Source organism: Burkholderia sp. 3C, from assembly GCF_054589155.1.
Genome location: NZ_BAAILN010000092.1, coordinates 23,407 through 34,898, shown reverse-complemented (window position 1 = coordinate 34,898; position 11,492 = coordinate 23,407). Strand labels below are relative to the sequence as shown.

10 protein-coding genes are annotated in these 11,492 nt (G+C 68.2%); 5 read left to right on the top strand and 5 right to left on the bottom strand.

Annotated elements, in window-relative coordinates; genetic code table 11:
• On the top strand, positions 1 to 1,499 hold a 1,499-nt coding region (locus tag ACYP33_RS16395), incomplete at its 5' end, for a hypothetical protein (protein WP_459622841.1).
• A 199-nt stretch (positions 1,500 to 1,698) separates the two neighbouring features.
• The gene (locus ACYP33_RS16390; RefSeq protein ID WP_459622840.1) at positions 1,699 to 2,994 is read left to right on the top strand and encodes an O-acetylhomoserine aminocarboxypropyltransferase/cysteine synthase family protein; all 1,296 of its coding nucleotides are present in this window, start codon (positions 1,699 to 1,701) and stop codon (positions 2,992 to 2,994) included.
• Between the two features lie 123 nt (positions 2,995 to 3,117).
• Here the strand turns inward: ACYP33_RS16390 and ACYP33_RS16385 are convergent, their stop codons facing one another.
• Positions 3,118 to 5,202 carry an arabinofuranosidase catalytic domain-containing protein gene (locus ACYP33_RS16385; protein WP_459622839.1) on the bottom strand — a complete coding sequence of 695 codons (2,085 nt, stop codon included), beginning with the start codon at positions 5,200 to 5,202 and terminating at the stop codon, positions 3,118 to 3,120.
• 193 nt (positions 5,203 to 5,395) lie between these two features.
• On the bottom strand, positions 5,396 to 5,563 hold the full coding sequence (locus ACYP33_RS16380) for a hypothetical protein (protein WP_459622838.1): 168 nt from the start codon (positions 5,561 to 5,563) through the stop codon (positions 5,396 to 5,398).
• A gap of 434 nt (positions 5,564 to 5,997) precedes the next feature.
• Here ACYP33_RS16380 and ACYP33_RS16375 point away from each other — a divergent pair, with 434 nt between their 5' ends.
• Both ACYP33_RS16375 and ACYP33_RS16370 read left to right on the top strand, forming a co-directional pair.
• Positions 5,998 to 7,047, top strand: coding sequence for a LacI family DNA-binding transcriptional regulator (locus tag ACYP33_RS16375; RefSeq protein WP_459623167.1), 1,050 nt, complete (start codon positions 5,998 to 6,000; stop codon positions 7,045 to 7,047).
• On the top strand, positions 7,044 to 7,343 hold the full coding sequence (locus ACYP33_RS16370) for a hypothetical protein (RefSeq protein ID WP_414449430.1): 300 nt from the start codon (positions 7,044 to 7,046) through the stop codon (positions 7,341 to 7,343). Before ACYP33_RS16375 ends, ACYP33_RS16370 begins: the two co-directional genes overlap by 4 nt.
• A 22-nt stretch (positions 7,344 to 7,365) precedes the next feature.
• Here ACYP33_RS16370 and ACYP33_RS16365 read toward each other — a convergent pair whose 3' ends face one another.
• The 3 genes from ACYP33_RS16365 to ACYP33_RS16355 all read right to left on the bottom strand — a co-directional run bounded on the left by ACYP33_RS16365 (position 7,366) and on the right by ACYP33_RS16355 (position 10,315).
• Complete coding sequence (locus tag ACYP33_RS16365; RefSeq protein ID WP_459622837.1) at positions 7,366 to 8,526, bottom strand: porin; 1,161 nt, start codon at positions 8,524 to 8,526, stop codon at positions 7,366 to 7,368.
• Positions 8,527 to 8,701: 175 nt separating this feature from the next.
• On the bottom strand, positions 8,702 to 9,646 hold the full coding sequence (locus tag ACYP33_RS16360; RefSeq protein ID WP_459622836.1) for a 2-hydroxyacid dehydrogenase: 945 nt from the start codon (positions 9,644 to 9,646) through the stop codon (positions 8,702 to 8,704).
• Positions 9,647 to 9,724: 78 nt separating this feature from the next.
• A complete protein-coding gene (locus tag ACYP33_RS16355; protein WP_414445145.1) occupies positions 9,725 to 10,315 on the bottom strand; it encodes an amino acid synthesis family protein in 591 nt (196 codons plus the stop codon).
• 142 nt (positions 10,316 to 10,457) lie between these two features.
• Between ACYP33_RS16355 and ACYP33_RS16350 the strand changes: the two genes are divergently transcribed.
• A partial coding sequence (locus ACYP33_RS16350) for a GAF domain-containing protein (protein WP_459622835.1) occupies positions 10,458 to 11,492 on the top strand: 1,035 nt, incomplete at its 3' end.

Below are 11,492 nucleotides of genomic sequence, written 5' to 3'. Positions count from 1 at the left end.
TGCGCCCGCCGCCCGCGCATATCCCGATCAGCCGGCCGACGCCGCCCCCGCCGGCGCGGCCGCGCCGCAATCCGGCGCGCCCGCAGCACCAGGGTTCGACGCCGCTGCATCACGGCTCGACCGCCTCGACATCCGCCAGCCACGACGCCGACACGGATTCCGCGCTGCCGTTCCAGCCGCATCCGCTGCAACTGGCGATGACCGCTTCCGAGGCCAGCACCTCGGCCGCACCGCCGCGCCCGCTGGCGTCGCACGACGACATCGCGAGCGCCGCGTTCACCGGCGTGCCGCTGCGCCTGCCGCCGATCGCCGAGCAGGACGAGCAGATCGAGGAGGTGCATCGGCAGGTCGCGCAACTGAACGTGCCCGCGCCGAGCGAGGCCGAGCTGGCCGCCGTCCAATCGCTGGTCGAGCAGATGCCGGCCGCCGACGTGCACGATCCGCAACAGCGCCAGATGCTGGCGGCCGTCACGCAACTGCTGAACGACGTGATTCACGCGGTCACGCATTCGCAGGTCGGCGGCGTCAGCCTGTCCGATATCGCCAACAACAACTTCGACAACACCTACGCAAAGGGGCTGGTGTCGCTGGCCAACTCGATCGTCGCGCGCACCGCGTCCGTGTACGTGCCGACGTTCGGCCGCCAGTTGGCCGGCCAGCGCTTCGCCGAAGGCATGGAGCATCAGCAATGGTCGACCGGCGCGCGCAGCGCGCTCGGCAGCGCGCTCACGTTCGTGCCGATCGCATTGCTGTTGGCCGGTGCGGTGCGCGACGCGCAGAAAGGCCGTGCCACCGACACCAGCAAGATTTCCCGCTACGCGCTGGCCGCGGTCGGCAGCACCATGATGATCGCGGGCCTCGGCACCGGCGCGATGGCCGGCGCGGCGGCCAGCCTCGGCGCCTTCGTGCTGTACTGCGCGATGCGCGACAGCGTGCAGTCGTTCGTCAAGCTCGCCCCGAAGGAGGCCAAGCAACCGTCGCTCGGCGAATCGATGGCATCGGGCGGCGCGTACGCCGTCGATCAGATGGCGGCCGGCAGCGGCATGTCCTACACGGCCACGCCGTCGGGCGCGGGCGCCGCGGGCGAACCGCTGCAAACCGGCCACGGCAGCGAGCGCGCCGGCTACAACCTGGGCGGCGAGGTAATGGACGACATGGTGTCGAACGCGATTACGGCACGCGGCATGCCGCAACTGACGCTGTCGGGGAAGATCCCGAGCCTCTCCGATCTGGCCGACACGGCCACCGGCGCGTTCCCGGCGCGCGCGACGCTGTTTACGGCCAGCACGCTGCTGTCGCAGATCGTCGCCGATCACATGACGGGCAGCTCGCCCACCACGCAGACCAACGTCAACAACCTGGCCGTGGGCCTGATGCTCGGCCTGCTGCTCTATGCGCCGTTCGCGCAGATGGGCAACACGAAGGAGCCGGCCGGCTCGGACACGGCCTCCCACGCCAGCGTCGAGGAGCTGCACGAAGATCCGGCGCACCGCGTGTAACGCGGTATCCGCTGCATTCGCCGAAGCGCGGCGGCCGGGTTGGAAACGACCGCCGCGCTCGCGTTTTGCTTGCGTCTGGCTTGTGTTTGGCTCGACTAAGCAAAGATGAAATGCCGCTAAAGGCCGCCGCCGTTGCATCCTAGAATCGAGCCGATCCCGGACCGCTACGGGTCCGATGCCGACGATGCGGAGTGGCGACATGACTGAACCGAAACAACCGGCCTGGCGTCTCGAAACGCTGGCCGTGCATGGCGGCTACCGGCCGGACCCGACGACGCGCGCCGTCGCGGTGCCGATCTACCAGACGGTGGCCTACGCGTTCGACGACACGCAGCACGGCGCGGACCTGTTCGACCTCAAGGTGCCCGGCAATATCTACACGCGCATCATGAATCCGACCCAGGACGTGCTGGAGCAGCGCGTGGCCGCGCTCGAAGGCGGCATCGCGGCGCTGGCGCTGGCCTCGGGGCAGGCGGCCGTCACCTATTCGATTCAAACCATCGCCGAGGCCGGCGACAACATCGTGTCGGCCAGCACGCTGTACGGCGGCACCTACAACCTGTTCGCCCACACGCTGCCGCTGTCGGGCATCCAGACCCGCTTCGCCGATCCGCGCGAGCCCGAATCGTTCGCACCGCTGATCGATGCGCGCACCAAGGCGATCTTCGTCGAATCGGTGGGCAACCCGCTCGGCAACCTCGTCGATATCGCCAAGCTGGCCGATATCGCGCACCGCCACGGCCTTCCGCTGATCGTCGACAACACCGTGCCCTCGCCGTTCCTGCTGCGGCCGATCGAGCACGGCGCCGACATCGTCGTGCATTCGCTGACGAAATACCTGGGCGGCCACGGCACCAGCATCGGCGGCGCGATCGTCGATTCGGGCCGCTTTCCGTGGGCCGAGCACAAGGCGCGCTACCCGCGCCTGAACGAGCCGGACGTCAGCTATCACGGCGTGGTCTATACCGAGGCGTTCGGGCCGGCCGCCTATATCGGCCGCGCGCGCGTGGTGCCGCTGCGCAACACCGGCGCGGCAATCTCGCCGTTCAACGCGTTCCTGATCCTGCAAGGCATCGAGACGCTGGCGTTGCGCCTCGAACGGATCACCGACAACGCGCTGCGGGTTGCACACTTCCTGAAGCAGCACGCGCGCGTCGAGTGGGTCAACTACGCGGGGCTGCCCGAGCATCCCGATCACGCGCTGGCGCAGCGCTACCTGGGCGGGCGCGGGCCGGGCATCCTGACGTTCGGCGTCAAGGGCGGCCGCGCGGCCGGCGCGGCGTTCCAGGATGCGTTGCAACTGTTCACGCGGCTCGTCAATATCGGCGACGCCAAATCGCTCGCCACCCACCCCGCCTCCACCACCCACCGCCAGCTCTCGCCCGATGAACTGCGCAAGGCCGGGGTCAGCGAGGAAACCGTGCGCCTGTCGATCGGCATCGAGCATATCGACGACCTGCTCGCCGATCTCGATCAGGCGCTGGCGCACGCCTGAGCGCACGCCCGAGCGCACGCAATACGGACCCCGAAACGATGGGGCCGCCACCTTCGACGGTGGCGGCCCGATCGGCTGCCTGAGCGGCTGCCCGATCAGTTGCCTGAGCGGTACGCCGCGCGATCAGTTGCTCGCGATCGACAGGCTCGGGCAGTAGTGCGTGGCCGACAGATCGTCGTTGACGTTCTGGTTGCCGCGTGCGCCCGATGCGTTGGACGTGCGCGGATCGAGGAACAGATGCGCGTTCGACGAGCCGGCCGGCGCGGTGAACGTCATGCTGACCTTCCACCAGTTGCCGACCTTGGTGGCCGCCAGCAGGGTGTTCGGCGAGCCCCACGAGCCGGGCACCACGGTGCCGTTATTGGTGTTCACGACGGTGGCGAACTCCGTGCCGCTGCTGTCGTCGGTCTGCACCGAGAACGCCGGGAAGATCGTCTCGCCCGAGGTGGCCGGCAGGTAGTCGCTGAACGTGTAGCGCTGGCCGCCCTGCACCTTGACCCACTGGTTGATCTGCGCGAACGGGCTGCCGCTCGCGTTGCCGATCACCGCCGCGTGATTGGTGCTGCCGGAAATATCGGTGGTCAGCCCGATCACCGAACCGCCGCTGCCGGTGAACCACGCCGAGGTGCTGGCCAGCGACAACGGTTGCGTGACGAGGTTGTTGGTCTGGCAGGCGGCGGCCGTGGTGTCGACCGACGGGCCGTAGAAGCCCTGGATGCTGGTCTGCACCGCGTCGTCCGCCTTGTCCGAACTCATCTTCGTGACGATCGCGCCTTCATAGAACGTGATCGGCGCATCGGAGGCGTCGCCGCCCTCGCCCAGCGACAGCCCGCCTTCCCAACGGCCGATCAGGTGGTGGCCGGTGTCGTTGAAGAAATCCACCGCTTCGGGCGGCACGCCGTCGTACACCGAGGTCAGCGCGCTGGCCGCCGCGTCGCCGCCCTTCACCGAGAAGCGGTTGGCCTGGCCCTGCGGCGAGTATTTCGCCAGCACCGTGACGAAGTCGGCCGTCAGCGGCTGCTTCGGCCCATACAGATAGACGCCCGCCTCGGCATCCACGCCCGGCCAGTTCACGCCGGTGTTGTTCGCCGAATAGGTCGGCCCGCCGTTCTTGTAGCCGGGGCCGTAGCCGAACACGGCCGCATTGCCGCTCGAATACGACAGCCCGAACATCATGCCCTCGATTTGCCCCTTGCTGCCGTTCGCATCCACCAGCACCGAATCGCCCGGGATCGTGCCGCCCGACGGCGCCACCGTGCCGCTGCCCTGGAACTGGCCGCTCGAGTTGTCTTCCATGTTGCCGTAGGTGCCGCAGCAGGCCGAGGTCGAGCCGAACGGCAGCGTCGCGCCGTTGACCATGTATTCGGCGATTTCCGTGTCGCCGATCGACTGGTTGACCGTGCCGATCCGGTTGCGATACGACTGCCGCGCCTGGATGTCGAGCGCCACCGTGGTCCGGCCGCCCGGCAGCGACACGAGCCGGATGGTCGACGGCGATTTGTCGCCCGCGAACGGCAGGTCGTTGCCCACCGTGATCGCCTGATTGGTCGGCGTCGGGTTGTTCAGCAGGCTCGGGAAATTGACCGACGGGCGATGCACCTGCACCGTCAGCTTGGTGCCGTTGGGCAGCGGCAGTTGCGCGAAGCCGGCGGTGACCGGCACGCTCTGGCCGGTGGCGTTGATCGTCAAGGTTTGCGCCTGATTGTTGAGCACGTTCAGCGTGGCCGGCACGTTGCCGTACTTGCCGGACGACTGGAGCGGCGCGACCAGGTCGATCTGGTCGTAGATCAGGTCCACCACGCAGCCGCTCGCGTCGCTGCCGCAGGCCCGCTTGAGCGTGTCGAGGTTGGTCGTGCCGACCAGGTTCGCCGCCACGCCCGAATTGGCCGCGTACGGGAAGATGTTGGTTTGCGCATTGCTGGTGAGGTTCAGCACGCGGAACAGCGGGCCGGCATAGCTCTTGGTCAGCAGCCGCGTGACGCTGTGCGCGGCCGAACAGGCCGTGCCGGCCGAGGCCAGCGCGTCGCAAGGCAAGGCCGCGGCGGCGGCCGCGTTGCCGGACGTGGCCGCGCCGCTGGCCGAGCTGTCGCTCGGCGGGTTCTGCTTGAGGGACTGCGACACGCCGCCGTCCGAATCGCCGTTACAGGCGGCCAACGCCAGCGTCATGACCGCCGCCACCGCCAGGCCCAATTCGCTTCGCTTCAACATAACCCTACCCTCCGTCCGATCAAACGTTGTGTATTGATAAGTTTTCCGAAATATTCGATACGCGATGCCACTTCACACACTTGCAAGCACTACTGATGAATTTCCTTCAGGCGGACGACCGGCGCGAGGCGGCACGCCGCCCGGTGCGAACACCAGGGCGAGCGGCGCGATGCACGGCGGCGATCGAATCGGGTCAGTCGATGAAACGGATGCGGGAAGGCAGGAACGCCGGCGGCGTTCCCTTGCTGCGCGCCTGGCCGTCAAGCCCCCTCTCCGGCCGCCGCGCGCTGTGTTCGGTGTGTGCTGCCGCCCCGCCTTGCGGCGGCGTGACGGCAGCGTGCCGCTTGCCACGGCTTGTCATCCTTGTCTCCATGTCCGGGCGGTGCCGCGGATCAACGTAGTAGGCGATATGTTCTAGCGATATTTGTTGGTAATAATATTTCCTGATGTGCCGACTTTACGAGTCGGGATAATCCCGTAGTCGCACCTGGCACGACTATCGCCGGCAGCCGCGTTGAAATCGACGACCGAGCATGGCACGGCGGCGGATTCGTCGTTTCGACGCCACGCCGAGCGGCGGCGGCGACCATGGCTGGTGCGGCTGCGTTACCGTGATGAACGCGTCGGACACGGCTCGCGCCGGGTTCGATGCTGGAGCGCATCTATGACTAATAATATTAATTCGTTACGGGGTTCATCGATGATCGTATCGATGCAGCGGCAGCCGTCCGGCTGGCCGCGTTCGTTCATGCCGCACCGGTTCTCATGAAGCGCGCCACGCAACGCCGCCCCACCATGACCGACATCGCCAAGCAGGCCGGCGTGTCGCAATCCACCGTCTCGCTGGTGCTCAACAACGCGGCCGGTACCAAGTTCTCGGACGCCACGCGCGACAAGGTGTTGAAAGTGGCCGCCGCGCTCGGCTATCGCTTCGCAACGCGCGTGCCGGCCATGACGCACGGCGGCGAGCGCGACCTGATCGTCTATCTGGCCGACGAGATTTCCACCAGCCCGCACCCGGTGGTCAGCATCGATGGCGCACGCGACGGCGCGTATGTCGAAGGCAAGATGCTTGCCGTGTACTCGACGCATGGCAATGCCGACATCGAACGCCAGGTGCTCGATGCGGTGCTGGCGTTGCCGAACCTGCTCGGCGTGATCTACGCCACCGTCTACACGCGCCGGGTCACGCTGCCGCCCGCGCTGCTGAACGTGCCGGCCGTGCTGCTCAATTGCACGAGCGCCGATGGCGCGCTGTCGTCGGTGGTGCCGTCGGAAGTGGCGGGCGGCCAACTGGCCACCGATCATCTGTTGCGCGCGGGCCATCGACGGATCGGCTATATCAACGGCGAACCGTGGCAGGACGCGGCGCGCGATCGCCTGAAGGGCTATCGCACGGCACTGGCCACGGCCGACCTTCCGTACGCGCCGGAACTGGTGCGCGAAGGCGACTGGAGTTCCGGCGCGGGTTTCGAGCAGACGCTGTCGCTGCTGCGCGAGCCGCAGCCGCCCACGGCGATCTTCTGCGCGAACGACCTGATGGCGCTCGGCGCGATCGAGGCCGTCAAGCATCGGGGGCTGCGCGTGCCGGGCGACGTGTCGGTGATCGGCTACGACGACCAGGAAATCGCGCGCCACACGCATCCGCCGCTCTCGACCATCGTGCTGCCGAACTACGAGCTGGGCCGCTGGGCCGTGGACATGCTGATGCAGGAGGAGCAGAACCGTGCGGCCGGCGTGCCGGTGCGGCGGCATGCGGTCAAGCTGGACGGGCCGCTGGTCGAGCGCGGCTCGGTGCGCGATCTCGCCGAGGCGGCGGGCACCGACGGGAGCGCATCGCGGTGAAACGCTATCACCGCATCGCGCAGGCGCTCGGCCTGCTGGCGCAGACAGGCTGGTTGATCGCCTATGGTGTGGTCGATACCCGCGCGGCGCAACACGCCGCGTTCAGCGAGGGCGGCCTGGTCCTTTATTTCGGTGTGCTGCTGACGGCCGTGATCAGCCTGCACGGCGGGCTCGTTTCGCTGGCGCTGCTGTTGCGCTCGCCTCGCCCCGACGGCTCGGCCGCCGAGGCGAGATGGGCACTGCTGGCCAGCGCGGCGCTGTGGATCGCGATCGCCGCGTGCCTGAGTCGAAACTGAGCCGGCTCAGGCCGCCCCGCGCTCAGAAGCGGTGAATCATGCCGAGCCGCACCAGCGTCTGGTTCTCGCCCGACGACGCGCCGGCCGAGGCCGGCGTGGTCGCGAAGTCGAATGCCGTGCCGGTGTGCGCGCTGACCACGTGCTGATACATGCCCTGCACGTACAACGCCGTACGCTTGCTGAGGTCGTAGTTCACCATCAGCGAGAACTGATGCCACTTCGGCTGGTACGTGCCGATGTTGGCGCTCAGGCGCGCGTCGGTGAACGTGTACGCGCCGAACAGCCACAGGGCCGGCGTGATCCAGTACTTGCCGTTGACTTCATAGTTGTCGAACTTCCACGATTGCCAGCGCCCGCCTACCGGCTGCGTGGCAGCCGCGGCGATATAGGCGCTGGCGGTCGGGTCGTACACGTCCACATGCGAATACGACACGCCGATCTTCGCGGTGGCGAACGTATAGCTGAGGCCCGCCACGATGTTCTGCTCCGACGAGCCGCTGAACGCGGCGTCGCTGCCCACCGCGCCGTTGGCCGAGCCGGCGGAACCGGCCGCGTCGGTGCGCAGGTAGCCGAGCGCCGCGCTCAGGCCGCCCACGCGATACTGCACGGCCGCGCTGTAGAGCCGGTTGTTCGCAAAGCCCGGATCGTTGCTGAAGCCGTACATCGCCTCGGCCTTCAGGCCGCCGAACGTGGGCGACACATACTTGACCGAGTTGTTCACGCGGAAATCGAAATCGGCGTTGTCGTTGTCGAACGGATGCGAGGCCACGTCGCCGCTCACGCCGCCCGCGCCGGTGTAGCCGCTCCACAGGTCGATCGTCGGGTCGTACTGGCGCCCGAAGCTCACCGTGCCCAATCGTTCGGACTGCAATCCAACCCACGCCTGCCGCCCGAACTCGCGCCCGCCCTGCTTCAGCGCCCCGCTGTTCACGTCGAAGCCGTTCTCGAGCTGGAACACGGCGCGGTAGCCGCCGCCGAGATCCTCGACGCCTTTCAGGCCCCACCGGCTGCCGAACGTGTCGCCGCTCTTCATCTGGAACGTGCCCTTGCCGCGCGCGTTGCTCGTGAAGTTCAGGCCTTCGTCGATGATGCCGTACAGCGTCACGCTGCTTTGCGCGTGCGCCACCGCGGCCGTGCCGCCGAACAACACGGCTGCCGCCGTCCATCGTGCTACAAATCTCATGATTTCCCCTGGGTGGTGTGGTGTGACATGAAACGAATCGAAAGCCATCGAAAGCGATTGAAAACATTCGGCAGCACGAATCCGCGCGCTCGACGTGACGGCGCGGAAGCTTCGTGCGGGAACTGCCGGTGAGGCGGGTCTGACTGTGGGTCTGACTGCGGGTCTTGCTGCCGGCCTAGTAGCCGCGCGATCGATCGACCGCGTCGGGCATTCGCCCGGTGGCGCGATAGGCGGCCACGTTCGCCGCGACCACGGCGGCCGAAGTGGCCACGTCGGTGGGCGCGGACACATGCGGCAGCACCGTCAGCGCCGGATGCGCCCAGAGCGGCGAGGCGGCCGGCAGCGGTTCGACGTCGAACACGTCGAGCACGGCATGCGACAGGTGGCCCGTGTCGAGCGCGGCGAGCAGGTCGCGCGTCGCCACCACCGGCCCCCGGGAAAAATTGATCAGCGCCGCGCCGCGCTTCATCGCGCCGAGCCGCTCGCGATCGAGCAGGCCGCGCGTGGCGTCGGTCAGCGGCACGAGGCACACGACGATGTCGCTGTCGGCCAGCATCCGCATCAGCCCGTCGGGGCCGTGGCAGGCCTGCACGCCCTCGACCTGCTTCGGCGTGCGGCTCCAGCCGGCCACGCGAAAGCCCGCCTCGATCAGCCGTGCCGCCGCGCACGCGCCGAGCGTGCCGAGCCCGACGATGCCCACCCGCGTATCGGCCGGCTTGCGGTACGGGCGCTGCAGCCAGTCGCGCGCCTGCTGCTGCGCGCGGTAGGCCGGCATGTCGCGTTGCAGGTAATAGGTCCACGCCAGCACGGCCTCGGCCATGGTGCGCGACATCTCCGGATCGACCAGCCGCACCACCGGCGGCGCGCCGGGCGGCAGGCTGGCCACCAGCTGTTCGACGCCGGCCCACAGGCTCTGGATCCAGGCGAGCTTCGGCAGCGCGGCCAGCTCGGCCGGATCGGGGCGCGCGACCACGGCAATCGTGCTGCGCGCGCGCTGCGCCGCGTCGGCCTGCCGGAACGGCACGACGGTTTCGTCCGGCATGGCCGCCGCCAGCGCGGCAAGATATTCGGATTCCTGATCAGCCGGCAGGCGGGTGATCAGCGTGATGACGTCGGACATGGCATCGGAACCGCAAAGTAGGAGGAAACCGCCCGGGGCCGCGTCATCCGATGGCGCGGCCCCGGGCGCGGAGCATGCTCAGGCCTGCGCTTTCTCTTCGTCCATTTCGGCCATGTCCGTGAAGCGGTCGCCGATGCGCGGGTGCGCGCGGCCGCCGTCGGCCGCGCCGATCGCGATCAGGATTTCGTCGGGCGCGGGCGCGTCGGCAATCTGAAACGTTGCCGTCAGGAAGTGCGAGCGCTGGCCGGTGGCCGATTTGTGGATCATCGGCATCGACAGCATCGCGCCGGGGCCGACGCGCGTGTTCGTGAAGCTCAGGAACGTGGTGCCGTTCACCGCCTCGCGGAACATGTTGCCGAAGCGCAGCGTGTGGATCAGCGCCGAGGCATGCTCGATCTCGCCGTTTACGCCCACCACCGCGGCCTTGCCGTAGGCCTGCACGCGTTCGGCCGGCATCAGCGCCACCAGGCGGCTGGTCAGTTCCTTGCCGAGCGCGGGCGCGAGCCGCAGGATCTCGGGGCGCAGATCCTCGCAGAAGCCCTTGCCGGCCCACGGGTTGCGCAGCACGGCGGCCACCACCACCGTGGTGATGGGCTGCTCGGCGGGCTTGCCGCCTTCGATCATCAGGGTTTCGACAAACGTGGCGATCTTGCGAACTTCGGTATTCATCTGCGTTCTCCATCGGGTGAGTGACGATGGAGCGAATCCTATGTAGCGTGAAATCGAGCGTCTTCCTCCGATTCAGCGGAAGCCCGACTTTTTTGACACTGCGATAAGTCGTATAGTCCGTCACAACCCAAGGGAGGTCTCGATGCCTGACACGCTGGCGCTGATGTCGTCGCTGCGCGACATTGCGAGCCGAATCAGTACGGATGCCGAAGCGGATGCGCTGCTCAACAGCGTGATCGAGCTGGCATGCCGCCACGGCGGCTGGGACATCGGCGCGATCATGAGCGTCGACAGCGCGCACGGTTACGCGCACGTGATCGCGCGGCGCGATCCCACCCTGCTCAAGAAGCCGCTGGCCGACCGCTGGGAGCTGGCCACCAGCCCGGCGCTGGTGGCGCTGCAACGCAACGAGGCGGTGTATATCCGCGATGCGCTCGAAACCACCGAATTCCTCGGCTACCGGCGCGAGGCGCCCGAGCGCGGCTACCGCACCGTGCTGGTGCTGCCGATGGCGAGCCGCGACATCGAGGGCCGGCCGATGGTGCTGTCGGTGTCGTCGCGGCAGGTGGTGGACCTGCCGCCCGAGCTGCTCGCGTTCATGGAATTCATCGTGCACCTGGGCGCCATCGCGATCGAGCGCGCCCACCAGCAGCGTGCCCAGCGCGCGGCCGCCGAGCGCATGCAGCGGATCGCCGCCGTGCAGGGCGCGATGCTCCAGGAGGTGCTGGCCGGCGGCTCGATGGCCACGCTCACGCGCATGCTGGCCGACTTGCTGGAAGCGCCGCTGCTGGTGATCGATTTCTACGGCGGCGAGATGATGGCCTCGCATTCGCCCGACGCCGCGCTCGACGAAGCCGGCTGGCGCACGCTGCTCGACGGCGACACCGGCCTGCAGATCCGCGCCGACGTGCAGCAGGCGATCGAGCGGCGCGCGCTGCGGCGCGTGCGCTTCGACCTGCCGTCGGGCGCGGCGCTGCATGCCGACATCGAGCCGCTGCAGGTGGATGGCGAAACGGTGGGCGCGCTGCTCGGTTTCGGCTTCGGCGATCGCGAGCCGGGCGAGCTTGGCGAACTGCGGGCCGTGGCGATCGAAAACGCCAAGTTCGCGATGAGCGTGCAGTTGATGCGCGGCGTGATCCGCTTCCGTTCCGAAAACCGTACGCTGACCGAACTGTTC

Excerpts from the sequence above, each read along its gene's own strand:
- ACYP33_RS16390 (WP_459622840.1), top strand. The coding sequence starts at position 1,699 with ATGACTGAACCGAAACAACCGGCCTGGCGTCTCGAAACGCTGGCCGTG.
- ACYP33_RS16385 (WP_459622839.1), bottom strand. The coding sequence starts at position 5,202 with ATGTTGAAGCGAAGCGAATTGGGCCTGGCGGTGGCGGCGGTCATGACG.
- ACYP33_RS16380 (WP_459622838.1), bottom strand. The coding sequence starts at position 5,563 with ATGACAAGCCGTGGCAAGCGGCACGCTGCCGTCACGCCGCCGCAAGGC.
- ACYP33_RS16375 (WP_459623167.1), top strand. The coding sequence starts at position 5,998 with ATGACCGACATCGCCAAGCAGGCCGGCGTGTCGCAATCCACCGTCTCG.
- ACYP33_RS16365 (WP_459622837.1), bottom strand. The coding sequence starts at position 8,526 with ATGAGATTTGTAGCACGATGGACGGCGGCAGCCGTGTTGTTCGGCGGC.
- ACYP33_RS16360 (WP_459622836.1), bottom strand. The coding sequence starts at position 9,646 with ATGTCCGACGTCATCACGCTGATCACCCGCCTGCCGGCTGATCAGGAA.
- ACYP33_RS16355 (WP_414445145.1), bottom strand. The coding sequence starts at position 10,315 with ATGAATACCGAAGTTCGCAAGATCGCCACGTTTGTCGAAACCCTGATG.